Annotated in this window: 22 protein-coding genes; 11 read left to right on the top strand and 11 right to left on the bottom strand. The window is 67.1% G+C overall.

The window, feature by feature from the left end; all coding sequences use genetic code 11:
• The 4 genes from phoB to tsf all read left to right on the top strand — a co-directional run bounded on the left by phoB (position 1) and on the right by tsf (position 4513).
• Positions 1–690 carry a phosphate regulon transcriptional regulator PhoB gene (gene phoB, locus ACN5KJ_RS11850; protein WP_347167703.1) on the top strand — a complete coding sequence of 230 codons (690 nt, stop codon included), beginning with the start codon at positions 1–3 and terminating at the stop codon, positions 688–690.
• Positions 691–1142: 452 nt separating this feature from the next.
• Entirely contained in the window at positions 1143–2444 is a 1302-nt protein-coding gene (locus tag ACN5KJ_RS11855; protein ID WP_418594162.1) for a HupE/UreJ family protein, read from the top strand.
• 326 nt (positions 2445–2770) lie between these two features.
• Positions 2771–3541 (top strand): 30S ribosomal protein S2, encoded by a 771-nt coding sequence (gene rpsB, locus ACN5KJ_RS11860; protein ID WP_418594164.1) that lies wholly within the window; start codon positions 2771–2773, stop codon positions 3539–3541.
• Positions 3542–3637: 96 nt separating this feature from the next.
• Positions 3638–4513: a translation elongation factor Ts gene (tsf, locus tag ACN5KJ_RS11865; RefSeq protein WP_418594166.1), complete on the top strand. Its 876-nt coding sequence runs from the start codon at positions 3638–3640 to the stop codon at positions 4511–4513.
• Between the two features lie 581 nt (positions 4514–5094).
• Here tsf and ACN5KJ_RS11870 read toward each other — a convergent pair.
• The 9 genes from ACN5KJ_RS11870 to ACN5KJ_RS11910 all read right to left on the bottom strand — a co-directional run bounded on the left by ACN5KJ_RS11870 (position 5095) and on the right by ACN5KJ_RS11910 (position 14192).
• The gene (locus tag ACN5KJ_RS11870) at positions 5095–5856 is read right to left on the bottom strand and encodes a helix-turn-helix transcriptional regulator (protein WP_418594168.1); all 762 of its coding nucleotides are present in this window, start codon (positions 5854–5856) and stop codon (positions 5095–5097) included.
• Positions 5856–6296: a type II 3-dehydroquinate dehydratase gene (gene aroQ / locus ACN5KJ_RS11875; protein ID WP_418594170.1), complete on the bottom strand. Its 441-nt coding sequence runs from the start codon at positions 6294–6296 to the stop codon at positions 5856–5858. Before aroQ ends, ACN5KJ_RS11870 begins: the two co-directional genes overlap by 1 nt.
• A 702-nt stretch (positions 6297–6998) precedes the next feature.
• Positions 6999–8042, bottom strand: a complete 1044-nt coding sequence (locus ACN5KJ_RS11880; protein WP_418594172.1) for an ABC transporter ATP-binding protein — start codon at positions 8040–8042, stop codon at positions 6999–7001.
• Positions 8039–8809 (bottom strand): glycerophosphodiester phosphodiesterase family protein, encoded by a 771-nt coding sequence (locus tag ACN5KJ_RS11885; RefSeq protein WP_418594173.1) that lies wholly within the window; start codon positions 8807–8809, stop codon positions 8039–8041. Before ACN5KJ_RS11885 ends, ACN5KJ_RS11880 begins: the two co-directional genes overlap by 4 nt.
• Positions 8806–9612 (bottom strand): carbohydrate ABC transporter permease, encoded by an 807-nt coding sequence (locus tag ACN5KJ_RS11890; RefSeq protein WP_418594174.1) that lies wholly within the window; start codon positions 9610–9612, stop codon positions 8806–8808. The genes ACN5KJ_RS11885 and ACN5KJ_RS11890 overlap by 4 nt, the downstream gene beginning before the upstream one ends.
• Entirely contained in the window at positions 9602–10471 is an 870-nt protein-coding gene (locus ACN5KJ_RS11895; protein WP_418594176.1) for a carbohydrate ABC transporter permease, read from the bottom strand. Before ACN5KJ_RS11895 ends, ACN5KJ_RS11890 begins: the two co-directional genes overlap by 11 nt.
• Positions 10472–10530: 59 nt before the next feature.
• Complete coding sequence (locus ACN5KJ_RS11900; protein ID WP_418594177.1) at positions 10531–11781, bottom strand: ABC transporter substrate-binding protein; 1251 nt, start codon at positions 11779–11781, stop codon at positions 10531–10533.
• 64 nt (positions 11782–11845) lie between these two features.
• Positions 11846–12721, bottom strand: a complete 876-nt coding sequence (locus ACN5KJ_RS11905; RefSeq protein ID WP_418594178.1) for a MurR/RpiR family transcriptional regulator — start codon at positions 12719–12721, stop codon at positions 11846–11848.
• A 247-nt stretch (positions 12722–12968) separates the two neighbouring features.
• Entirely contained in the window at positions 12969–14192 is a 1224-nt protein-coding gene (locus ACN5KJ_RS11910; protein ID WP_418594213.1) for an acyl-CoA dehydrogenase, read from the bottom strand.
• A 152-nt stretch (positions 14193–14344) separates the two neighbouring features.
• Here ACN5KJ_RS11910 and ACN5KJ_RS11915 point away from each other — a divergent pair, with 152 nt between their 5' ends.
• From ACN5KJ_RS11915 to ACN5KJ_RS11925, 3 genes are all read left to right on the top strand, one after another.
• Positions 14345–15238 (top strand): PfkB family carbohydrate kinase, encoded by an 894-nt coding sequence (locus ACN5KJ_RS11915; RefSeq protein WP_418594180.1) that lies wholly within the window; start codon positions 14345–14347, stop codon positions 15236–15238.
• Entirely contained in the window at positions 15235–16152 is a 918-nt protein-coding gene (locus ACN5KJ_RS11920; protein ID WP_418594181.1) for a pseudouridine-5'-phosphate glycosidase, read from the top strand. Before ACN5KJ_RS11915 ends, ACN5KJ_RS11920 begins: the two co-directional genes overlap by 4 nt.
• Before the next feature lie 78 nt (positions 16153–16230).
• Positions 16231–16977 (top strand): DUF502 domain-containing protein, encoded by a 747-nt coding sequence (locus tag ACN5KJ_RS11925; protein ID WP_347167695.1) that lies wholly within the window; start codon positions 16231–16233, stop codon positions 16975–16977.
• Positions 16978–17175: 198 nt separating this feature from the next.
• Here ACN5KJ_RS11925 and ACN5KJ_RS11930 read toward each other — a convergent pair whose 3' ends face one another.
• Positions 17176–18216 carry a patatin-like phospholipase family protein gene (locus ACN5KJ_RS11930; RefSeq protein WP_418594182.1) on the bottom strand — a complete coding sequence of 347 codons (1041 nt, stop codon included), beginning with the start codon at positions 18214–18216 and terminating at the stop codon, positions 17176–17178.
• 82 nt (positions 18217–18298) lie between these two features.
• Positions 18299–19072, bottom strand: coding sequence for a 3-hydroxybutyrate dehydrogenase (locus ACN5KJ_RS11935; protein ID WP_418594183.1), 774 nt, complete (start codon positions 19070–19072; stop codon positions 18299–18301).
• A gap of 385 nt (positions 19073–19457) precedes the next feature.
• Between ACN5KJ_RS11935 and ACN5KJ_RS11940 the strand changes: the two genes are divergently transcribed.
• The 4 genes from ACN5KJ_RS11940 (at position 19458) to ACN5KJ_RS11955 (ending at position 23561) form a co-directional block, all read left to right on the top strand.
• The gene (locus ACN5KJ_RS11940) at positions 19458–21275 is read left to right on the top strand and encodes an extracellular solute-binding protein (protein ID WP_418594185.1); all 1818 of its coding nucleotides are present in this window, start codon (positions 19458–19460) and stop codon (positions 21273–21275) included.
• Between the two features lie 53 nt (positions 21276–21328).
• Entirely contained in the window at positions 21329–21442 is a 114-nt protein-coding gene (locus tag ACN5KJ_RS11945; RefSeq protein ID WP_023848062.1) for a hypothetical protein, read from the top strand.
• A 205-nt stretch (positions 21443–21647) separates the two neighbouring features.
• Positions 21648–22346 (top strand): response regulator, encoded by a 699-nt coding sequence (locus ACN5KJ_RS11950; protein ID WP_418594187.1) that lies wholly within the window; start codon positions 21648–21650, stop codon positions 22344–22346.
• Between the two features lie 36 nt (positions 22347–22382).
• Positions 22383–23561 carry an FIST N-terminal domain-containing protein gene (locus tag ACN5KJ_RS11955; RefSeq protein ID WP_418594188.1) on the top strand — a complete coding sequence of 393 codons (1179 nt, stop codon included), beginning with the start codon at positions 22383–22385 and terminating at the stop codon, positions 23559–23561.
• The last annotated feature ends 3 nt before the right edge of the window (positions 23562–23564 follow it).

A 23564-nucleotide genomic window follows, 5' to 3' on the forward strand; every position in this document is an offset into this window, starting at 1 on the left:
TTGAGCAACGACCAACCCACGGTCCTCGTCGTCGAGGACGAACCGGCACAGCGCGAAGTCCTGTCCTACAACCTCGAGGCAGAGGGCTTTCGCGTGGCCCGCGCCGAGAACGGCGAGGAGGCGATGATCCTCCTTGCCGAGGAAAGCCCGGACATCATCGTGCTGGACTGGATGCTGCCGAATGTCTCGGGCATCGAGGTCTGCCGCCGCATCAAGACGCGGCCCGAAACCCGCAACGTGCCGATCATCATGCTGTCGGCGCGCTCGGAAGAGGTGGACCGCGTGCGCGGGCTGGAAACCGGCGCCGACGATTACGTGGTCAAGCCCTACTCGGTGATCGAGCTGATGGCGCGGGTGCGCGCCCAGCTGCGCCGCACCCGCCCGGCGGCGGCGGGGCTGCGGCTGGAGTATGAAGACATCGTGCTGGATGCCGAAACCCACCGCGTGACCCGCAAGGGCAAGGAGCTGAAGCTTGGCCCGACCGAGTTCCGGCTGCTGTCCACCTTCATGGAGAAGCCGGGCCGCGTCTGGTCGCGAGAGCAATTGCTGGACCGGGTCTGGGGCCGCGACATCTATGTCGACACCCGCACCGTCGATGTCCACATCGGGCGCCTGCGCAAGGCGCTTGGCCAGCACGGCGGCGCCGACCCCCTGCGCACCGTCCGCGGCGCGGGCTATGCCCTGGGGTGAGCATCGGGTCGCGCCTTCGGCGCGATGAAAGGTCCGGGGGACCTTTCAAGATGCGAACGGGCGGAGCCCCGGGGCCGGCTCGCGCCTTCGGCGCAACGGTTGAGATGCGGGGAAGGCGCTTCGAAGCGCCTTCCGTCCCGCCCCATGGCCCCAGTGGTTGAAAACCGGGCAGGTTGGCGAAGAGCCAAGAGCCAGCCAGTCGGGGGCGGAACCGGTGGTTTTTCGGAGCGCCGCAACCGTCGATCCCCCAAGGCTCAAGACAAATCCCTCCGGATGTGTCGGGGCAGGGCGCTCAGCCCCCATTCTCGCCAACCGGGACACGGCCCCCGTTCCGCTTTCGCGGCGTGGCCTGCGGGGCAGTGCCGGCTGTGCCAATCCGCGCGCCACGGCCTTGACCGACCCTTTCGCCGCGTCATCTTCTGCCGGGGACTCCCGGACAAAAGGCCGCCTGCATGACCCGTCTTCTCTGCGCCGCGATGGCGCTGTTTCTTTCGATCACTGCCGCCGCCGCGCATGAGGTCCGGCCCGCCATCGCAGACCTAGAGACCGAGGGCCGCGTCCTTTCGCTGGTGCTGCGGCTGACGGCGGAGCCGCTGCTGGCGGGCGTCGATCTGGAAGGGGTCGAGGACACCAACGACACAGCCGGATCGGGGGCCGTGGACGCGTTGCGCGCGCTGGCGCCCGCCGAACTCACGGCCCGCGTCGAAGCGGAGCAGGACAGGCTTCTCGGCCCGGTCTCCGTCACTTCGGATGGTTCGGCGGTGCCGCTGAGCCTGGACCGGGTCGAGGTGGATGACATTGCAAACCCCGAGCTTCCGCGCGAGACCCGGCTGTTTCTCGGCGGCACCCTGCCGGAAGGTGCCGGGAGGCTGGTGGTCACCTGGCCCGCGCAATACGGCACGCTGATCCTGCGCCAGCAGGGGGTCGAGGCGGGGTTTACCGGCTACCTGACCGGCGGTCCCTCCGAGCCGATCACCCTTGCGGGTGGCGATGCCCCCGGCGGGGTCGAGACCTTCCTCGGCTATATCCCCGTGGGCTTCGAACATATCCTGCCCATGGGGCTGGATCACATCCTTTTCGTGCTGGGGCTCTTCTTCCTCTCGACCCGGCTGGGGCCGCTGCTCTGGCAGGTCTCGGCCTTCACGCTGGCGCATACGGTGACGCTGGCGCTGGGGGCACTCGGCCGTGTCACGATCCCCGGCAGCATCGTCGAGCCGATCATCGCCGCCTCGATCGTCTATGTCGCGGTCGAGAACATCTTTGCCCATGGGTTGCACCGCTGGCGCCCGGTGGTGATCTTTGTCTTCGGCCTGCTGCACGGGCTGGGCTTCGCCAGCGTTCTGGGGGAATTCGGGCTGCCCGCCGGCCAGTTCCTTCCGGCGCTGATCGGCTTCAACCTGGGGGTGGAACTCGGGCAGCTGACGGTCATCGCCATCGCCTTCCTGCTGGTGGTGCTGGCCCAGCGGGTCGATGCGCTGCGGGTCGATCCGCGCACCGGGCAGGTGGTCTACGGCGTGCTGGCCCTAAGCTTCCTGGCGCTTGGATTCCTGCTGGACGGCCCGGGTTTTGTCCAGAGGATGGGCGCGGGGGCGCCGGTCTTCCTGTGGCCGCTGGCGGGGCTGTCGGTGCTGTGCCTGCTGTCGGCAAGCTTCGTCGACCGCCTGCATGCCTACCGCCGCTTCGTCGCCGTCCCGGCCTCTGCCGCCATCGCCCTTGTCGGGGCCTACTGGGTCGTGGAGCGGGTTTTCCTGTAGCGCCGGGCGTCTGCGGCCCGGGTGGAGGGGGCCCGGGCGGAGGGGGCTCTGCCCCCGCTGCGCTCCCCCGAGGGTATTTGAGGGACCAGAGAAGCAGGGGGCGGCGCCGAGGTTTCGCGGGGCCTATGCGACGCCCTGTTTTGGGGTGCCGCCCGGCGGCACAGGCTGGATTTGCGCTTGCCTTCGGGCGCGCCATGGTCTAATGGCGCGCTCACGAACCCCGCAGGCGGGGGCGGGCCCATTGGACAGACATCCCCAGGGGTCCACCGGTTGAGGCATCAGCCTTGATCCCCCGCCGAGGCATGAAACCGGAAAGGATAGAAGGCATGGCTCTTCCCGAGTTCACCATGCGCCAGCTGCTTGAAGCAGGCGTGCACTTTGGCCACCAGACGCAGCGCTGGAACCCCCGCATGGGCGAGTTCATCTACGGTGCGCGCAACGGCATCCACATCATGGACCTGACGCAGACCGTCCCGATGCTGGACGCCGCGCTGAACGCGATCCGCGACTGCGTTGCCAAGAACGGCCGCGTGCTGTTCGTCGGCACCAAGCGCCAGGCCGCGCAGCCGATCGCCGAGGCGGCCGAGAAATGCGCCCAGTACTACATGAACCACCGCTGGCTGGGCGGCACGCTGACCAACTGGCAGACCGTCTCGCAGTCGATCAACCGCCTGCGTCAGATCGACGAGACGATGGAAGGTGGCGCCGAGGGTCTCACCAAGAAAGAGCGTCTGGGCATGGAGCGTGACCAGCAGAAGCTGCAGGCTTCGCTGGGCGGCATCCGTGAGATGGGCGGCGTGCCGGACATGCTGTTCGTCATCGACGTCAAGAAAGAGGCTCTGGCCGTTGCCGAAGCCAACAAGCTGGGCATCCCGGTTGTCGCCATCGTCGACACCAACTGCTCGCCCGAGGGTGTGGATTACATCATCCCCGGCAACGACGACGCGGCCCGCGCCATCGCGCTGTACTGCGATCTCGTGTCCCGCGCGGCCCTGGACGGCATGACCGGCCAGATGGAAGCCGCCGGCGTGGACATCGGCGCCTTCGAAGAGGCCCCGGTCGAGGAAACCCTCGCCGAGACCGGCGAGACCGCCTGATCCCGCTGTCGCGAAAGCGATACATCTGCGTGACAAGGCAAGGGGGCCCGGGGCCCCTTTGCCGCCCCGCAAGACAGACATGAGGAGAGCCAGCACATGGCAATCACCGCATCCCAGGTGAAAGAACTGCGCGAGATGACCGGCGCAGGCATGATGGACGCCAAGAAGGCACTGGTCGAGAACGACGGCAACATGGATGCCGCCGTTGACTGGCTGCGCACCAAGGGCCTTGCCAAGGCTGCCAAGAAGTCCGGCCGCACCGCGGCAGAGGGCCTTGTGGCCGTCGCCATCGATGGCGGCACCGGCGTTGCCGTCGAGGTGAACTCGGAAACCGACTTCGTTGCCAAGAACGCGGGCTTCCAGGAAATGGTCGGCGGTATCGCCAAGACCGCCCTGACCGTCGACAGCACCGAGGCGCTGGCCGATGCTCCGCTGAACGGCAAGCCGGTCAGCGAGAACATCACCGACGCGGTCGCCAAGATCGGCGAGAACATGACCCTGCGCCGGATGGCCAAGGTCACTGGTGATGTGGTCGCATCCTACATCCACAATGCCGCCACCGATGGCATGGGCCAGATCGGCGTGCTGGTCGCGATGAAGGGCGGCTCGGAAGAGTTCGGCCGTCAGGTCGCCATGCACATCGCCGCCGCGAACCCTGCCGCGCTGAACGAGTCCGAGCTGGACGCATCGGTCGTCGAGAAAGAGCGTCAGGTTCAGATCGACATCGCGCGCGAGTCCGGCAAGCCCGAGCAGGTCATCGAGAAGATGATCGAAGGCCGCATGAAGAAGTTCCTCGCCGAGATCACCCTTGTCGGTCAGCCCTTCGCGCTGAACCCCGACCTGACAGTGGAGCAGGCCGCCAAGGAGGCCGGTGCCGAGATCACCGGTTTCGTGCGCATGCAGGTCGGTGAAGGCATCGAGGTCGAGAAGGAAGACTTCGCAGCCGAGGTGGCCAAGGCCGCTCAGGGCTGACACCGGTCCGGTACGGCGGAGAAAACAGGGCGCGGGGGAAACCTCGCGCCTTTTTCCGTGCCTGACGGGGCAGGGGCCGCGCGTCCCGCGGCCGTAGCGGCAGGGGCATACCCAGCCGCGCAACGGAAGGTTTGGCGCCGGTCCTGCCTGTTTCGGAAAAAAGAGCCGGTCCCGGCAAGCGGTCACGCGGGTCGGACTGGCGGGGGTTGCGCCCGTTCAGGGATCGGGGCCCCCGGAACGAGACATTGGGGATGATGTCCAGGGACCCCGAAGGGGATGCTGACTTGGTGGCGCGGTAATTGCACCACCAAGCCAGCCCGGCTTGCGCCGATGATGAGACTCCAGAGCCCGGAAATCCACGGGTTGGCGCCCCTTCGTTCCATGGCCAAAGCCACCACTCACGGAACGGGTTCAGATTGACCGCTTCCGCGATTCAAAGGAAGTCCGGATTTCCTGACCAACCGGTAAAAGAGGTGAATTCACGGGGGATTAACGCAGCTTACCCGGTTGGACCTGTCATAATTAGCAGGGCTTTCGGACGAAGGGCTCGGGCCGCGCCGCCTCGCGACGACCGGGGCGATTCACGCCTCGATGATGAACATCTGGTTGTGGAACGCGGCCTTGGCCACGGCCTGCGCGGTGGTCTCGACGTTCAGGGTTTCCCGGGCAAGGCGCAGGTGCTTTTCGATGGTGGCCTGGGTCAGGCCCATGATCTGCGCAATGTCCTGCATGGTCTTGCCGTCTCCGACCCATTCCAGCGCCTCGCGTTGGCGCGGCGTCAGGTTCTGGTTCGGCAGCGGAACGGGCAGGGTGAGGATCTTCAGATGCGCCAGGTTGTTGCACAGCACGATATCCGGCCCGTGTTCCGCCCAGATGGCATCCGCCTGGTCCTGGTTCATCTCGGCCCGGGTGGTCAGCGAGATCGCGCCCTTGGTACGGTGCGACACGGACTTGAAGCTGATGGTATAGCCCGCATGGACCTTGTGGGTCAGGTTGAAGGCCACGACCTTCTGCGCAAGCTCGTCCAGCGTGCCCTTGTTGATCTGCTCGGCCAGCGCGCGCCAGCTGCAATGGCCCTCGTTCTCCAGCGCCCAGCGAACCATGGGCGCATATTTATAAAGTCCGTCCTCGACAAAACCCTTGCGATAGGCCGCCGTGTGGTTCGACAGTACGACGAAGTCGTTGGGATCGCCAAAGGAGGTCGCGGTCATGAAGCGCGTGAAGCCGTAGATCAGACGGTCGAAACCATAGCCATCCATGCGCTGGCAGTGCATGGACCACAGGTCTTCGACCGTGGCGGCATTGGTGAGCGCAATCAGGTATTCCCTGAGATCCTCCTTCATCACGCCGCTCCGAGATGCGCGGCCAGCGCGTCGATGGCCAGGATATAGCCCTGGGCGCCGAAGCCCGCGATGACCCCAATCGCCACCGGAGAAATGAAGGACCGGTGCCGGAATTCCTCGCGCGCATGGACGTTTGAGAGGTGAAGCTCAACCACCTTGGCCTCGGCGCCCTTGATGGCATCCATCAGCGCGATCGACGTGTGCGTATAGGCGCCGGCGTTGAAGACGATACCGTCATGGGTGCCGCGCGCGTCCTGGATGGCGGTCACCAGAGCGCCTTCGTGGTTGGACTGGGCACAGGCGATGTCGATGCCACGGGCCTTGCCATGGCTGCGGCACATCTCTTCGACATCGGCGAGCGTGGTGTGACCGTAGATTTCGGGCTGGCGCGTGCCGAGCAGGTTGAGGTTCGGCCCGTTGAGGATAAGGATGGATGTCATTGGAGGCTCCGGAAAACTTGGCGGGACGGTAAAGGCCGGATCACGGCACTGTCCAGCGCCTAAAACCGGTCGGTCCGGGACGGTGACCCTTCAGACACGAAGGCGCTGCGGTCAAGAGATCCTCGCGGGCGGCGCGATATGGGCGCGCGCATGACCGGAGCACTGAGGGGCGCGGCGAGGCCGAAACCACGGCGGTGCCAGTCCGTGTCTTGATCCACTATTTACATAATAACGATTATCAGATGTATGGGTTGGTTGGGTGAAGGTGCAGGTTCGGGCCGATATTCCCCCATTAGGACAACGCCCTAAAGGGTTTTGTTGAACCTTTTTCATTGCGCACGGAAAGCCTTTGAAGACGACCGGACCGCTGCAGAGTGTGGCGAAGCCAAGAACCGGCTCCCGCAGGTTACAGATCCGCCCTCAGGTCCGACATGGGACCGGCTTCCCGGACGAAAAGACAGGCCCATGCTGTCGCTGCCTTGACCCCCTGCGGGTGTCCGGCGGCATGCGCTTGCCGCCGGTATGCTGCCGGTGGACCATCACCGCCTCGCGGCCAGGAAGGCCGCCGCGCCGACACCGGTCCAGACATTCCGGGCGGTCGGGCTGTCCCCGTGGTTGGTGCGGATCACCATGCCCGATACCGCCGTGGCGCGCGGCACAGCGCGCACTGATGGCGGCGAACAGCCCCAACCGGCGCCTGTCTCAGGCCATCTGCGAAACCGTCTCGGGATGCGCCGCGACCCGCTGGCCCGTGGCGCTGTCGAAGACATGGGCGCGGGTCAGGTCGGGCCGCAGGCCGACGGTCTCTTCCATCCCCTCGACCGCGCGGCGCGGCGCGGTGACCACAAGGCGGCCCGCGTCGGTATCGACGTGCAGGGTCACGTCGGAACCGGTCATCTCTGACAGGATCACCCGTCCCTGCAGCCCCTGCCCCGCTGGCGCCAGCGCGATCATGTCGGGCCGCAGGCCCAGTGTCACGTCCCGCGCACCCTGCCAGCCCGGCATATCCCCGGCGAGCAGGAAGTTCATCGGCGGCTGGCCGAGGAACCCGGCGACAAAGCGGTTCGCGGGCCGGTCGTAGATCGCGGCGGGCGTGTCGAACTGTTGCAGGTGGCCGCCATGCATGACGGCAACGCGGTCGGCCATGGACAGCGCCTCTGTCTGGTCGTGGGTCACGTAGACCAGCGTCGCGCCGACCGTGCGGTGCAGCGCCTTGATCTCGGACCGCATCTCGACCCGCAGCGCATTGTCGAGGTTCGACAGCGGCTCGTCCATCAGGAAGACACCAGCGTCCCGCGCCATGGCACGGCCCATGGCGACCCGCTGCCGCTGCCCGCCCGAGAGCGCGCCGGGCTTGCGGTCAAGGTACGGGTCCAGGTGCAGCATCCGCGCCACCTCTTCGGCGCGCGCTGTGCGGGCGGCGCGTTTCATCCCGCGCAGCTCCAGCCCGAAGGCGATGTTCTCGCGCACCGTCATATGGGGATAGAGCGCGTAGTTCTGAAAGATCATGGCGATGTCGCGGTCGCGCGGCGCGATCTCGTTCACGCGGCGCCCGCCGATGGCGATTTCGCCCTCTTCACAGGTCTCCAGCCCGGCGATCATGCGCAGAAGCGTGGACTTGCCGCAGCCCGAGGGGCCGACGATCACCACGAATTCTCCGGCGCGGATGTCCATCGACACGCCGTGCAGCACCGGGGCGCCACCGGCATAGCTCTTGCGGATGTCGCTGAGCGTGATGCCGGTCATGCCGCCGCCCCCCGGTGCAGGGCGCGGCGCGCGATGGCAAGGCTGGGCCGGTCGGTGGTGAAGACCTTGATCCCCAGCGCCAGGGCCCGGTCGATCTGCGCCGCCGTATGCGCGGCGAAACAGCCGAAATCCAGCCCGGCCTCGCGGATCTGGCGCATCAGCGCGGCATCGGCGATGTCGATCGGCACGGCGATCTCGGGGATGGCATGGGCCTGCGCCAGCTCGATCACCCCGGCCGTTCCGACCTGCCGCAGCACGGCGGGGCTGACCAGCCACAGCCGGGGCCGGTCGGTCAGGCGCGCCAGCGCGTCCTGCGTCTCGATCAGGAAGGACGAGAAGGTGGTGCGGTGCAGCATGCCCTCGGCCTCCAGCACCGCCAGCGCCGGTTCGATCAGGCCGCGGTAGGCGCGGCCCTGCGCGTCGGGCTTGAACTCGCAGCGGAAATCCACGTGGCTGTCGCGGTAGAGCGCGCAGAGCTCGGCCAGCGTCAGCGGGTGGCCGCCCGCGCCGAAGTCGATCACCGCGGCGCGGACCTGGGCCTCTGTCAGCTCGGCGATGGCGCCACGGGTGTCGGTGGTGCGGTCCAGCGTGGCGTCGTGGTGCACGATGATCGCCCCGTCACGCGTCGGGTGCAGGTCGAATTCGACCTCGTCCACGGCCATTGCGGCGGTGGCGCGAAAGCCCTGCGGGGTGCTGTCGCCGAATTCCAGCGTGCCGCCGCGATGCGAAGCGATGCGGGTCATGCTCTGCCCTTTCTCTTGGGTCATTTGACCGCTCCCATGGTGATGCCGCGCACCAGATGGCGCTCGACCGCAAGGAAGCCGATCAGGATGGGAAGGATGGTGATGGTCGAGGCGGCCATGACGAGCGGCCAGTTAATGACGTCCTCGCCGGGGTTCTCGCGATAGAGCTTGGCCAGACCGATCTGAAGCGTGTAGAGATCGCTGTCGCTGATCGCCACCAGCGGCCAGATGTAGTTGTTCCACTCGGCGATGAAGATATAGAGCCCCATCGACAGGATTGCCGGGCGCGCCAGCGGCACGATCACCCGCCAGAGCACCTGTAGCGGCGTGGCGCCGTCCATATAGGCGGCCTCGTCCAGCGCGCGCGGGATGCCCCGGATGTACTGGCGCAGGAAGAAGGCCGCGAAGCCGTTGGAAATGGCGGGCAGGATCAGGCCCGCGTAGGTGTCCAGCAGGCCCACGCGGGCCAGCGTCAGGTAGTTCGGGATCAGCGTGATATGGCCGGGGATCATCAGCGTCGCGACAACCGCGGCAAACAGGAAATCGCCGCCGGGAAAGGCGAAGCGCGCAAAGGCGAAGGCCGCCATGACCGCCAGCGCCAGACCGCCCAGCGTCACCACCCCCGACACCAGCAGGGAGTTCAGCAGGTAGCGCAGGAAGTCGTATTGCCCGAAGGCGGTGCGGTAGTTGTCCAGCGTCAGCACGGGGTCGCCGGCATAGTAGCTGTCGACCGTCAGGACCGACATCCAGATGGTGTAGAGCACCGGCGAGAGGAACAGCAGCCCCGCCACAAGCGCGGCGCCGGTCCAGAGCGTCTCAGGCTTCATAGTGAACCCTCCGACCCAGAACCCGGGCCTTGAAGATGGCCAGCGCGATCAGCAGCACGAAGAGCAGCACGGCGATGGCCGACCCCTGCCCGATGTCGAACAGCGTAAAGCCGACGCGGTAGAGCATATTGACGATCATGTCGGTGGCGCCCGCCGGGCCGCCCCGGGTCATGACATCGACGACGGTGAAGACCTGGAAGGCCTCGATGACAGAGATCACCAGCAGGAAATAGGTGGTCGGCATGACCAGCGGCACGGTCACGCGGCGGAAGACGTGGAAGCGCCCGCCCCCGTCGACATCCGCCGCGTCGTACAGATCGTTCGAAATCGCCTGAAGCCCGGCAATGTAGAGCACGATGTCGTAGCCCAGCTGCTTCCAGGTGTTGACCAGCACGATCACCCAAAGCGCCAGTTGCGGGTTTTGCAGCCAGTAGACCTTGGGGATGCCGAAGGCCGCGAGAGCGGCATTGATGACCCCGTAGTCGGTGGCGAAGAGCCACGAGAAGACCACCGCGATGGCCACGGTCGAGGTGACCGAGGGCAGGAACAGCGCGCCGCGCAACAGGCGCTGCGGCAGGGCCTCGCGCACGAGGTAGCTGGCAATGGCCAGCGCCAGCGCCAGCCGCAGCGGCACCGAGATCAGCGCGAAGATCCCCGTCACCCGGACGGCGTTCCAGAACTCGGACGAGGACAGCACCAGCCGGTAGTTTTCCATCCAGACCCAGGGCTTGCCATCGGTCAGGAAATCCCACTCGCGAAACGACAGGTTCACGCTGGACAGGATCGGCAGGTAGGTGAAGACCGCGATGAAGGTCAGAAGCGGCGCGATCAGTAGGTAGGGCGTCAGGCGGCGGGACATCGAAGGCTCCGGTCAGGGGCCGGACCCGGGGCGCGGGTCCGGCAATGGGCGCTGTGGCCTCAGTTGGTGCGGGCGGCTTCGTTGCGGGTGCGCGTGGCGAAGTCGGTCAGCGCCTCTTCCGCGCCGCGCTGGCCCAGCGAGATCGCCTGCCAGACGTCGTATTCGCTGGCCCGCATCCATGTGACCACCGGCGGACGCGGACGGCCCCGGGCGACGTCCAGCTGCTCGATTGCCACGGTGATGCCCGGCTCGCCTTCCAGCGCCTTGGCGGCGAGGGGTTGTTCTGCGGTGTTCCGGTTGATCGGCATGTAGCCGGTGCCCGCGAACCACTTGGCGTTGGATTCCGCACCGGCGGCGAAGCTGATGAACTGGTAGGCCGCGTCTTTGACCGCGTCGTCAGAGGTCGACAGGATGCCGATCCCGGCCCCGCCGATGGGTGCCGCGCAGGTCTTGTTGCAGGGCATCGGCAGCACCAGCAGGTCATCCCCCAGCGCGTCCTTCGACCGGCGGTAGTTGCCGGTGGAGTTCATCATCATCGCGGCCTTGCCCGCGAGGAAGGCATCGCGGCCGTTGTTTTCCTTGGACACGCCGTCGACAGAGGCGACCTTGTGCTCATGCACCAGCGAGGCCATCCATTCATAGGCTTCGATGGTATTGGGCGCGTCGATCAGGATCTCGCCCGAGACGCTGTCGATCAGGTCGCTGTCGTTGGCCATAATCAGACCCCAGCGGGCGAACTGGCCCGGTGCGGCCATGCCGAAGATGCCCTCGCCGCCCAGCTCTGCCTGCACGGTCTGCGCGGCGGTCAGGATCTCGTCGAAATCGGTCAGCGGCGGGATTTCTTCCATGCCTGCCTCTGCGAACAGCGCGGTGTTCACGTAAAGCACCGGCGTCGAAGAGTTGAAGGGCACGATGAAGTTCTTGCCCTCGTAGACGCCGACCTCGCGGGCGAAGTCGAACAGGTCGTCCTTCAGCGGGTCCGCGTCGAGGTAGCCGGTCAGGTCGGTCAGCACGCCGCGATCCGCGAACAGGCCGTAGCGCGTGACCTCCATGATCACCGCGTCGGGGGCGCGGCGCGCCGGGATGGCGGCCTGAAGCTTGGTCACGATGTCGTTGTAGTTGCCGATGTGCTGGGCATCGATCTCGATGCCGGGGTTCGCGGCCTCGAAGTCGGCGACGATCTCGTCGAGGACGGCGCCGCTGTCGCCGGAGAAGCTGTGCCAGAACTCGACGGTGACGTCGGCGGTGGCGGTGCCCGCCGTCAGGGCCAGCAGGCTGGTGGCAAGGGCGGTCTTGAGCGTATCGAACATGGGGGTCTTCCTTTTGTTCGCTGCGTTGGGGTTGGGTGGTTTCTTGTTGTTATGACGGGCGCGCCTACTGCCATTCGGGCGGCAGCGCGGCGCGGAATTTGCGGTGCTCGTCCAGCGCCGCCAGCGAGCGCCCGCCGTCGATCCGCGCAAGGTCGAGGATCACGGCATTGGCGACGGCCATGGGCACCGTCAGCGACTGTGTCTCGCCGATGCGCCCGCGCGAGGCGGCGATAATATGGTCCGGGACGGGGCGGATCGGGGTGCCGCCGTCGTCGGTCAACGCCAGCAGGGTGGCGCCCCGGCTGCGGGCGATCCCGGCAAGGGTCAGCGTGGTGGCATGGGGCTTGCGGAAGGAGAACAGCCAGAGGGCATCCCCCTGCCCCAGCCCCTGCAGCGCCAGGGCCATGCGATCCCGTTCGGCGCCAAGGTCGCGGGCGTCATAGCCCGAGCGGCCCAGCCGCAGTGCCGCCAGTTTCGACAGGCTGGCGGCGTGGCCCTGCCCGAACAGGAAGACCCGGCGCGCGCCGCGAAGGACCTCGGCGCAGGCCCGTATCCGGGCGTCGGTGACGGTGTCCCGCAGGGCCTCGAGCGCCGCGATCTCTCCCTCGACGACAGAGGCCAGCAGTCCCTCTTCCGCCCGCACCAGCCGCGCCGCCATCCGGGCCGAGGCGGTGCCGAAGTCGCGCCCGCCCTCTGTCAGGTTGGCGCGCAGGAAGGCGCGGAACGCCGGGTAGCCGTCGAAGCCCAGCCGCTGCGCCAGCCGCACGGCAGAGGCCGGGTGCACGCCCGCCCGGTCCGAGATCTCCTTGCCGTTCTCCAGCGCCGCGCGCATCGGATCCTGCAAGAGCACGTCCAGCAGGCGCCCGTCGGTGGCGGTCAGCCTTTCGGCGTTGCGGGTCAGAAGCGCGTTCAGCGCGGATTGCGAAGCGGCATGGGTCATGGCAACGGCAATTGCATCCGCAATGTAAATTGCGGGCGTCGCTTCGCTGAAGGTTTTGTGACGTGTGACGGGCCGCCCCGGGCGGGTCAGCCCCTGCGCCCTGCGCCCTGCGCCCACCTCAGGCGGCAGGCCAGCGCGGCGCAACACCCCCGGCGCCGTCATTGGCGCCGGGGGTGCGTGCTGTGGGTGGTGGCCCCGTGGGGTCAGGCGCCGCCGCGGTAAAGGCGGGGCGCCTGTGCCGGGGGCCTCAGAAGAAGGCCTGAAGCCCGGTCTGCGCGCGGCCGAGGATCAGTGCGTGTACGTCATGCGTGCCCTCGTAGGTATTCACCGTCTCGAGGTTCAGCATGTGGCGGATCACCTGGAATTCCGCCGAGATGCCGTTGCCGCCATGCATGTCGCGGGCCATGCGCGCGATATCCAGTGCCTTGCCGCAGTTGTTGCGCTTGATGATGGAGATCATCTCGGGCGCGGCCTGCGCCTCGTCCATCAGCCGCCCGACCCGCAGCGCGGCCTGAAGGCCCAGCGAGATCTCGGTCTGCATTTCGGCCAGCTTGCGCTGGAACAGTTGGGTCTGGGCGATGGGCTTGCCGAACTGCTTGCGGTCCAGCCCGTAGTTGCGCGCCGCGTGCCAGCAGAACTCTGCCGCACCCATGGCGCCCCACGCGATGCCATAGCGCGCCCGGTTGAGACAGCCGAAGGGCCCCTTCAGCCCCGAGACATGCGGCAGAAGCGCGTCCTCGCCCACCTCGACGCCGTCGAGCACGATTTCCCCGGTGACCGAGGCGCGCAAGCTCAGCTTGTTGCCGATCTTGGGGGCCGACAGGCCCTTGGTGCCCTTGTCCAGCACGAAACCGCGGATCTTGCCGTCATGCGCGTCGGACTTGGCCCAGACCACGAAGACATCGGCGATGGGCGCGTTGGAAATCCACATCTTGGACCCGGTCAGACGATAGCCGCCGTCGATCTTGGTGGCGCGGGTCTTCATGCCGCCCGGGTCGCTGCCCGCGTCCGGTTCGGTCAGGCCGAAGCAGCCGATCCACTCGCCCGAGGCCAGCTTCGGCAGGTACTTCTGCCGCTGCTCTTCGCTGCCGTAGGCGTAGATCGGGTACATCACCAGCGAGGATTGCACCGACATCATCGAGCGATAGCCCGAATCCACCCGCTCGACCTCGCGGGCGACCAACCCGTAGGACACGTAGCCCGCGCCGATGCCGCCGTATTCTTCGGGCACCGTGACGCCCAGAAGGCCCATCTGCCCCATCTCGGCAAAGATCTCGGGCTCGACGGTCTCGTTCTCGAAGGCCTCGGTGACGCGCGGCGCCAGCTTTTCCTGCGCGAAGGCGCGGGCGCCCTCGGCCAGCATGCGCTCTTCCTCGGACAGCTGGTCGTTCAGGCGGAACGGATCGTCCCATGTGAAGGCGCCGAGATCGGGGGCGTCCTTGGGCTTCAGGGCGGGTTTCGCGGCGCTCATCTCGTTCATGACGACTCCTCCGGGTGGTTTGCGCGTCAGCATAACGCGGCGGGGGCAGGACGAAAGGGGGCACGCGCCCTGCCCCGGCCCCGCGCCGCCGCGTCAGCACCGCCATGGCTTGCGCAGAGCGCCCGCACGCGGCATGACGGGATATGACCCGCGCCCCGGATATCCTCTGCATCGGCTCCGTCCTCTGGGACGTGATCGGCCGCTCCCCCAGTGCCATGGCCTTCGGCGCCGACGTGCCCGGGCGCATCACCCGCATTCCCGGCGGCGTGGCCCTGAATATCGCCATGGGGCTGGCGCGATTCGACCTGCGCGTGGCGCTGCTGTCGGCCCTGGGGTCCGACCCCGAGGGCGAGGAACTGGCCGCCGAATGCCGCAGGCTGGGGCTGGACACCGCGTTCCTGTACCGTTCCGAAGACCTGCCGACCGATCGCTACATGGCGGTCGAGGGCGCCAACGGGCTGATCGCCGCTATCGCCGACGCCCATTCGCTGGAGGCGGCGGGCGACAAGATCCTGCGCCCGCTGACCGACGGTCGCCTTGGCAGCGCGCAGGCGCCCTATTCCGGCGCCGTCGCGCTGGACGGCAACCTGACCGGCGCACTGTTGCAGACCATCGCCGAGGGCGCGGCCTTTGCCGCCGCCGACCTGCGCATCGCGCCCGCCAGCCCCGGCAAGGCGGAGCGGCTTCTGCCCTTTGTCGCCTCCGGGCGCGGCACGCTTTACGTCAACCTCGAAGAGGCCGGGCTGCTGTGTCACGCCCGCTTCGCCTCGGCGCCCGAGGCGGCGCTGGCGCTGGTGGCCCGGGGCGCGCGGCGCGCGCTTGTGACCCATGGCGGCAAGCCCTGCGCCGATGCGGATGCCACCGGCGCGGTCTCTGCCGCGCCGCCCGAGGTTCTGGTGACCCGCGTCACCGGCGCGGGCGATACCTTCATGGCGGCCCATATCGCCGCCGAACTGGGCGGGTCGGCCCGCGAAGACGCGCTGAATGCCGCGCTTCAGGCCGCCGCCATCCACGTCTCCGGAGAGCACCCGGCATGAGCCTGAACCTGAAGATCACCCCCGAAGTCCTTGATGCAATCGCGGAAAACCGTCCCGTCGTTGCGCTGGAATCGACCATCATCACGCATGGGATGCCCTGGCCGCAGAACCTTGAGATGGCGCAGAAGGTCGAGACGACGGTGCGCGAGGCGGGCGCGGTCCCGGCCACCATCGCGGTGCTGGACGGCGCCCTGCACGTCGGGCTCGAGACCGACCGGCTGGAGGTGCTGGCGCAGGCCAAAAACGTTGCCAAGCTGTCGCGCGCCGACATGGCCGCCTGCATGGCCCGGGGCGGCACCGGGGCGACGACGGTTGCGGCGACGATGATCGGTGCCCGGCAGGCCGGGATCGCGGTCTTCGCCACCGGCGGAATCGGCGGCGTGCACCAGGGTGCCGAGTCCAGCTTCGACGTTTCCGCCGACCTGCACGAACTGGCGCAGACCGCCGTGACGGTCGTGGCGGCCGGCGCCAAGGCGATCCTCGACCTGCCCAAGACGCTGGAAGTGCTGGAAACGCTGGGGGTTCCGGTCATCACCTACGGACAGGACCGCCTGCCCGCCTTCTGGTCGCGCGATGCGGGTCTGGCCTCGCCTCTGCGCATGGACAGCGCGGCCGAAATCGCCGCCGCCCATGCCATGCGCGCGGCGCTCGGCCTGCCGGGCGGTCAGCTGGTGGCCAACCCGATCCCCGCCGAGGCCGAGATCGCGCGCGACACCATGCTGCCGGTGATCACCCGCGCCACCGAGGACGCCGAGCGCCATGGAATCACCGGCAAGGCGCTGACACCCTACCTGCTGCAACGCATCTACGAGCTGACAGAGGGCCGGTCGCTGACTGCAAACATCGCGCTTGTTCTCAACAATGCGCGCCTCGCCGCTGAAATTGCACGAGAATTGAGCGTTCGCCCTGCTTGAGTGCCGCTTTGGTGAACAGACGTATTGTAGTGCGCCCGGCCAATGCCTAGTTTCCATGGGGCTGCCCATGGAAAGACGATGACGACCCCGAATCCTTCTCCGTTCGACCCGGAACCCAAGAAACGCTCGGGCCTCTTCGTCCGTCTGCGCACCTCCTTTCTGACCGGCATCGTCGTGATCGCCCCCGTCGGCCTGACGGTCTGGCTGATCTGGACGGTTGTCGGCTGGGTCGACGGCTTCGTCTGGCCCTTCGTGCCGGGCGCCTATCACCCCACGGAGCTGCTGAACCGCTTCCTCGGCCTCACCGGCGAGGACCGGATCGAGGTCAACGTGCGCGGGCTTGGCGTGGTGGTCTTCCTGCTGTTCACCATCATGGTGGGCTGGATCGCCAAGGGGCTGATCGGACGTTCGCTGATCAATTTCGGCGAAAGCCTCGTTGACCGCACGCCGGTGGTCCGCTCGATCTACTCGGGCATCAAGCAGCTGGCCGAAACCGTCTTCGCCCAGACCGAACGCAGCTTCGAAAAGGCCTGTCTGGTAGAATACCCGCGCAAGGGTATCTGGGCCGTGGCCTTCATCTCGACCGACACGCGCGGCGAAGTGGCGCAGAAGGCGCAGACCATGGGCGGACTGGTGTCCGTCTTCGTGCCGACCACGCCGAATCCGACCTCGGGCTTCCTGCTGTTTTTCCCCAAGGAAGACGTGATCGAGCTGGACATGAGCCTCGAGGACGCCGCCAAGCTGGTGATTTCGGCGGGGCTGGTCTACCCGAACGGCACGGATGCCAAGCAGGCCGCCGAAGCGCGGTTCCGCGAGGCCTCCTAGGCGCGCCCGCCCGGGCCGCCCCGCGCGGAAACTGTGTGGAAAATGCACCGCGCAAGCAAGATTTTACTTTATATCCGCCAAAGACAGTCTATCCTATAGAAAGAAGGCGCCAGTCCCTCGGCGCTTGTGTTCAAGGCCACCACACGGTCGCGCGCCGCATCGTATCCCCGGTGCGGCGCGTTTGTTTCCATCGCTTTCTCAATCGAACATCTCGCGCAGATCCACGGTCTGGCGCCGGCCAAGATCGGCGCGATGCCTGCGCAGGAAGTCGCCCGCCGCGCGGCGCCCCGCCTCTTTCAGCTGCGCGATGACAGAGGGGATCGCCACCATTTTCGTCGCCACCGACAGCGCGTTCATCAGCCCGTCGTCGGCGATCATATGCACCAGCACGTTCTTCATCGCGCCCTCGACGACAGAGCCCTCGGCGATCAGCCGCTGGACGAAGTTGATCGCCCGCAGGTCGCGCAACAGCGAGGCGTTGAAGCTGATCTCGTTGATGCGGTTCTGGATCTCGGGCGGGGTGACGGGCAGTTTCTCGCGATGGATCGGGTTGATGTTCACGATCACGATGTCGTCGGGCAGATGCGCCGCATACAGCGGGAACAGCGCCGGATTGCCCGAATAGCCGCCGTCCCAGAAGGCCTCTGTCACACCGGTGACCGGGTCTTCCATCTCGACCGCCTGGAACAGCGTTGGCAGGCAGGCCGAGGCCATGACCGCCTGCCCCGAAATCCTCTCGCCGGTGAAGGTCCGCACCTTGCCGGTCCGCACATTGGTGGCGCAAAGATGCAGTTCCGGCCCGACACCGGAACAGACGTGGTCGAAGTCGAGCTCGGCAACGATGGGTCCCAGCGGGTTGCGATAAAGCGGACCCAGCCCGTAGGGCGACAGCATCCGCGTCACCGTATCGGCCCAGAGGTAGCCCGGCGAGGTCTCGATTGCGCGGCTGACCAGCCCCGGGTGCGGCATCCAGGGCATCATCCAGGCGGGCAGCGCCTGGTCGTTCAGCCGCGTCACCTGCCCCCACAGCCAGGCCAGCCTTGCCCGCGCGCCCTCGTGGCCGCCCTCGTGCCACCCGGCCTTCAGCGCCGCGCCGTTCAGCGCCCCCGCCGAGGTTCCGCTGATGGCGGCGATCTCCAGGCCCTCCTCCTCCAGCAGCCGGTCCAGCACACCCCAGGTATAGGCGCCATGTGCGCCGCCGCCCTGCAGGGCAAGATTGATCCGTACGGGCTGTGCCATCACCGGCCCCCTGTTTCTTCTGTCTGCAAATATCCCGGGGGGCGCCGAAGGCGGGGGGCAGCGCCCCCCTGCCCGGCCGGCCTCAAAGCGCCGTCCAGCCGCCGTCGACGGAAATCGTGGTGCCGGTGATCTGCGCCGCCGCGTCCGAGCACAGGAAGACCGCCGTGCCACCCAGCTGCTCGACGGTGGCGAATTCTTTCGAGGGCTGGCGCTCCAGCATGACCTTCTCGATCACCTCCTCGCGGCCCATGCCGTATTTCTCCATGGTGTCGGGGATCTGCGCCTCGACCAGCGGCGTCAGCACGTAGCCCGGGCAGATCGCATTGGCGGTGATCGGCTCCTTCGCGGTTTCCAGCGCCACGACCTTGGTCATGCCGACGATCCCGTGCTTGGCGGCGACATAGGCGCTTTTGTAGGGCGAGGCGGTCAGCCCGTGCGCCGAGGCGATGTTGACCACCCGGCCCCAGCCCGCCCGGCGCATCAGCGGCAGCGCGGCGGCGGTGGTATGGAAGGCAGAGCTGAGGTTGATCGCGATGATCGCGTTCCATTTCTCGACCGGGAACTCGTCGATGGGCGCCACGTGCTGGATGCCCGCGTTGTTCACCAGGATGTCGCAGGCGCCCGCCGTCTCGATCAGCGCGCGGCACTGGTCCTCTTTCGACATGTCGGCCTGGATATAGCGCGCCTCGACGCCATGTGTTTCGGCGATCTCTTTCGCGATGGCGTGGTCCGCCGCGCTGTCCGAGAAGGAGTTCACGACAATCGAGGCCCCGGCCTTCGCCAGTTCATGCGCGACCCCCAGCCCGATGCCCGAGGTCGATCCGGTGATGACGGCGGTTTTACCCTTGAGCGACATGGTCTCTACTCCTGTTGGTGTATTGTGCTGTTGCAGCATATATGAGCATCCCACCCCTGTTGCTGCAATGCAGAAGAAGCGTTTCGCTGCGGGGCCGCAGACCGGGGGCGCCGCCTTTGGCACGGAACCCTTTCGTGATTGGACGCGGCGCGCGGGATCGGGCAAAGCCCTGTCTGCAAACCCCTGTCGGCAAGGCCAAAAAAAACCCCGGCCGAGGCCGGGGTTCAGTCATTGAGGCAGGTTTCATACAGGCAAGAAACCTATCGAGCAGTGCCCCTGTTATAGGCGCTTTCGCGCCCGAGTCCAAGCTAAAAGTTTGAAAAGGCGTAAAAGCGCAGGTAATCATGGCTCAACAAAACAAGGGCAGTGCGGGGCGAACTTCAGAATGCGCATCAAATCTTCCATGTCCGGGGCATTTTCTTGCGCGATCCCGGCGCTGATTCTTTCGGCTGTTCAGGGAATCGCCGAACCGCAGCATGGCATAGCCATGTATGGCGACCCGGCGCTGCCTGCGGATTTCGCGTCCTTCCCCTATGCCAACCCCGATGCGCCCAAGGGCGGAAAGATCGTTCTGGGCGAGGTCGGAACCTTCGACAGCCTCAACCCGCATATCCTCAAGGGCACCACGCCCTGGCAGCTGCGCTTCCTCGCCTACGAGAGCCTGCTGGAGCGGAATTATGACGAGCCCTTCGCGCTTTACGGGCTGCTGGCCGAATCGGTCGAGACCGGGCCGGACCGCAAATGGGTGGAATTCACCCTGCGCCCCGAGGCCAGGTTCAGCGACGGCAGCCCGGTCACTGTCGAAGACGTGATGTGGTCCTACGAGACGCTCGGCACCGAGGGCCATCCGCGCTACCTGGGCGTCTGGAAAAGCGTCGAGAGCATGGAGCAGACCGGCGAGCGGTCGGTGCGCTTCACCTTCAGCGAGGACAACCGCGAGCTGGCGCTGGTCATCGGCATGCGCCCGATCCTGAAGAAGGGCCAGTGGCAGGACAAGGATTTCACCGAATCCGGGCTCGACACCATCCCGGTCTCCTCCGCGCCCTATACCATCACCAGTGTCGATCCGGGCCGCTTCGTGGAACTGACGCGCAACCCCGATTACTGGGGCAAGGACGTGCCCGCGCGGCAGGGTTTCCACAACCTCGACACCATCCGCATGGAGTTCTTCGCCGACAGCACCGCCATGTTCGAGGCCTTCAAGGGCGGGGTCCTGAATTCGAACCGCGAAACGGATGTCGAGAAGTGGCGCAGCCAGTACGACTTTCCCGCCGTGCAGTCGGGCGAGATCGTGAAGTCCGAGATCGGGCACGAACGCCCCTACGGCATGTACGGCTTTGCCATGAACACCCGGCGCGACAAGTTCAGCGACTGGCGCGTGCGCGAGGCGATGCTGAACGCCTTCAACTTCGAATACATCAACGACGTGCAGACCGGCGGCAGCCAGCCGCGCATCACCTCGTATTACGGCAACTCGGTTCTGGGCATGCAGGACGGTCCCGCGACGGGCCGCGTGCGCGAGGTGCTGGAGCCCTTCGCCGGCGACCTGCCCCCCGGCGTGCTGGAGGGCTATGCCCTGCCCATCTCTGACGGCTCGGTGCGCAACCGTGCGAACCTGCGTCGCGCCATGGACCTGATGGCCGAGGCCGGCTGGACCGTCGAGGACGGGGTGATGCAGAAGGACGGGCAGCCCTTCACCTTCGACATCCTCATCCGTCAGGGCAAGGGCGAGGACGAGGCCATCGCGCTGATGTTCACCACCGCGCTGGAGCGCATGGGCATCCGCGCCACCGTGAACATGACCGATTCCGCGCAATTCGAGGCGCGGTCCAAGAGCTTCGACTTCGATATGGTCTATTACGAGCGCGGTCTCTCGCTGTCGCCGGGCAACGAGCAGCGGCTTTACTTCGGCTCTGAACAGGCCGACGAACCGGGGTCGCGCAACCTGATGGGCGCGAAGTCCGCCGCGGCGGACGCGATGATCGACACCATGCTGAACGCCGAAAGCCAGGAGGATTTCGTCGCCGCCACCCGCGCGCTGGACCGCGTGCTGACGGCGGGGCGCTACGTGATCCCGATCATGTACCGCTACGACCTCAGCCGGATCGCGCATGCCAGGGAACTGACCTATTCCCCCGACACGCCGATCTACGGCGACTGGCTGGGCTTCCAGCCCGATGTCTGGTGGTGGGAAACGAAATAACCAACCGGCGGGACGTCCCGAAGAGGCCGCCCGCCCCCAAACAGAGCAGAGACATGAAACAGGCACTTCTTCTGACACTGGCCCTGATGCTGGCCGGCTGCGGCACGGTGGATGGCATCGGGCAGGACATCTCGGACGGTTCCCGCATGGTGCGCGGCTGGTTCTAGGGCGCCGCCCCGGCGCCCGCCCGGCGCTGTCTTCGGCGGTCTGCGCGGCACCTGCCCCGTCCCCGGCGCGGTCCCGGGCCGGGCGCCCTGCGGTGCCCGCCGGGGCAAGGCCGCTGCCGGTGGCAGGCGCGACCCTAGACCTTTGGGCAAGAGACCGCAGGACCATTGCCGCCTATGCTGGATGGACCGAAAGACAGGCGTGACCATGATCGAGAAAGCCCAGGACAGGACCCTCTGCACCGACCGGCCCGGCACCGCGCTGGTGGTCGACGACCACCCGCTGTTTTGCGACGCCCTGACGCTGACCCTGCAATCCATCGCCGACTTCGACGAGATCCGCACCGCCGGGACGCTTGAAAAGGCGCTGGACGTGGTCACGCAGGAACCGGAGGTCGGGCTGATCGTGCTCGATCTCAACCTGCCGGACGTGAACGGCCTTGACGGGCTGGTGCGGCTCAGGAATGCCGCGCCGCGCGCCGCGATCCTGATCGCCTCGTCCATGGCCGAGAACCGCATGATCAGCCATGCCATGAAGGCCGGGGCCAACGGTTTCGTGCCCAAGCACTCGCAGCGCTCGGTCTTTCGCCGCGCCTTCGAGGCGGTCTCTGCCGGACAGCCCTTCGTGCCGGATGGCTACATCGACCCCAAGGGCGGCGAAGGCGCGGAACCGGACGACGCGCTGGCCCGGCTGGCCTCGCTGACCAACCAGCAGGCGCGCATCCTGCACCTGATCTGCGAGGGCAAACTGAACAAGCAAATCGCCTTCGACCTGTCGATCGCGGAAACCACCGTGAAGGCCCATGTGACCGCGATCATGCGCAAGCTGGGCGTTCACAGCCGCACGCAGGCGGTGCTGGTCGCGCAAGAGGCGCGTTTCACCAACGTCTTGCCAAGCGAGGGATAGGCGCCCTATCCTGCCGCCCACCGGGAGGGGATGGACATGGACGGGGCGAATACCGGCTCCGCCGGAGAGGAGAGACTGGCCGAAACCGCCCTGCGGGTGGCACAGGTCGCCGTCGACGACCCCCGGCCCGCCGAGACGCTGGCGCGGCAACTGGGCGCCGGGCCCTTCGCGATGGTCTGCCTCTTCGCCTCGCCGGAGGCGGATTTCCAGGCCTTGACCCGCGATACCCGACAGGTCTTTCCGGGCACCGACGTTCTGGCCTGCACCACCGCCGGAGAGCTGGGCCGCCATGGCTACGAGAGTGGCCAGATCATGGCGATCGGCTTTCCCGCCGCGCTGTTCACGGCGATCACCTGCGCCATAGACGATCTTGACCGGCTCGACGAGCGGGCGCTGATCGACGCGCTGATCCGCCAGCGGATGCAGTTGAATCGCGACGCCGCCGACAAGGCCTACGAGTTCGCCTTCCTGATGGTCGACGGTCTGTCGCTGTGCGAAGAGCGGCTGGCCGCCGCGCTGGCCTCGGGCCTTGGGCCGATGCCGCTGTTCGGGGGGTCTTCGGGCGACGGCACCGCCTTCCGTGGCACCTGGCTGTCGCGGAACGGCGCGGTGCGGCGCAACGCGGCGCTGCTGGCCATGGTGCGCAGCCATTGCCCGGTGCGGGTCTTCAGCCTCGACAACCTCGTGCCGACGGATGTGCGCATGGTGGTGACCCGCGCCTCGCCCGACCGGCGAGTGGTGCACGAGATCAACGCCGAACCCGCCGCGCAGGAATACGCCCGGCTGCTGGGCAAGGACCCGAACCACCTTGGCAGCTTCACCTTCGCCGCGCATCCGGTGGTGGTGCGCGTCGGCGACAGCCACCATGTCCGCGCCATCCAGCAGGTGTCGGAAAACAGCGATCTCGTCTTCTTCTCGGCCATCAACGAAGGCATGGTGCTGACGCTGGCCTCGCATCAGGACATCGCGCAGCACCTCGAAGCGGGACTTGGCGCGCTGGCCGGGTCCGGCGCGGCGGCGCCCGAGCATATCCTTGGCTGCGACTGCCTGCTGCGGCGCATCGACGCCGAGCAGGTCCAGAAGGGGCGCGAGATTTCCGATATCCTGCAACGGCACCGGGTCGTGGGCTTCTCCACCTACGGCGAGCAGATGGGCGGGCTGCATGTCAACCAGACCTTCACCGGCGTCGCGATCTACCCGCCGCCGCGCCGCTGAGCC

This window comes from Ponticoccus sp. (in: a-proteobacteria) (assembly GCF_048381735.1).

Coding starts and splice junctions, on each gene's coding strand:
- ACN5KJ_RS11950 (WP_418594187.1), top strand. CDS start 21,648: ATGATCGAGAAAGCCCAGGACAGGACCCTCTGCACCGACCGGCCCGGC.
- ACN5KJ_RS11920 (WP_418594181.1), top strand. CDS start 15,235: ATGAGCCTGAACCTGAAGATCACCCCCGAAGTCCTTGATGCAATCGCG.
- ACN5KJ_RS11880 (WP_418594172.1), bottom strand. CDS start 8,042: ATGACCGGCATCACGCTCAGCGACATCCGCAAGAGCTATGCCGGTGGC.
- aroQ (WP_418594170.1), bottom strand. CDS start 6,296: ATGACATCCATCCTTATCCTCAACGGGCCGAACCTCAACCTGCTCGGC.
- ACN5KJ_RS11895 (WP_418594176.1), bottom strand. CDS start 10,471: ATGTCCCGCCGCCTGACGCCCTACCTACTGATCGCGCCGCTTCTGACC.
- ACN5KJ_RS11945 (WP_023848062.1), top strand. CDS start 21,329: ATGAAACAGGCACTTCTTCTGACACTGGCCCTGATGCTGGCCGGCTGC.
- ACN5KJ_RS11855 (WP_418594162.1), top strand. CDS start 1,143: ATGACCCGTCTTCTCTGCGCCGCGATGGCGCTGTTTCTTTCGATCACT.
- ACN5KJ_RS11930 (WP_418594182.1), bottom strand. CDS start 18,216: ATGGCACAGCCCGTACGGATCAATCTTGCCCTGCAGGGCGGCGGCGCA.
- ACN5KJ_RS11900 (WP_418594177.1), bottom strand. CDS start 11,781: ATGTTCGATACGCTCAAGACCGCCCTTGCCACCAGCCTGCTGGCCCTG.
- ACN5KJ_RS11925 (WP_347167695.1), top strand. CDS start 16,231: ATGACGACCCCGAATCCTTCTCCGTTCGACCCGGAACCCAAGAAACGC.
- tsf (WP_418594166.1), top strand. CDS start 3,638: ATGGCAATCACCGCATCCCAGGTGAAAGAACTGCGCGAGATGACCGGC.
- ACN5KJ_RS11940 (WP_418594185.1), top strand. CDS start 19,458: ATGCGCATCAAATCTTCCATGTCCGGGGCATTTTCTTGCGCGATCCCG.
- ACN5KJ_RS11890 (WP_418594174.1), bottom strand. CDS start 9,612: ATGAAGCCTGAGACGCTCTGGACCGGCGCCGCGCTTGTGGCGGGGCTG.
- ACN5KJ_RS11915 (WP_418594180.1), top strand. CDS start 14,345: ATGACCCGCGCCCCGGATATCCTCTGCATCGGCTCCGTCCTCTGGGAC.
- ACN5KJ_RS11885 (WP_418594173.1), bottom strand. CDS start 8,809: ATGACCCAAGAGAAAGGGCAGAGCATGACCCGCATCGCTTCGCATCGC.
- ACN5KJ_RS11910 (WP_418594213.1), bottom strand. CDS start 14,192: ATGAGCGCCGCGAAACCCGCCCTGAAGCCCAAGGACGCCCCCGATCTC.
- ACN5KJ_RS11870 (WP_418594168.1), bottom strand. CDS start 5,856: ATGAAGGAGGATCTCAGGGAATACCTGATTGCGCTCACCAATGCCGCC.
- ACN5KJ_RS11955 (WP_418594188.1), top strand. CDS start 22,383: ATGGACGGGGCGAATACCGGCTCCGCCGGAGAGGAGAGACTGGCCGAA.
- ACN5KJ_RS11935 (WP_418594183.1), bottom strand. CDS start 19,072: ATGTCGCTCAAGGGTAAAACCGCCGTCATCACCGGATCGACCTCGGGC.
- rpsB (WP_418594164.1), top strand. CDS start 2,771: ATGGCTCTTCCCGAGTTCACCATGCGCCAGCTGCTTGAAGCAGGCGTG.
- ACN5KJ_RS11905 (WP_418594178.1), bottom strand. CDS start 12,721: ATGACCCATGCCGCTTCGCAATCCGCGCTGAACGCGCTTCTGACCCGC.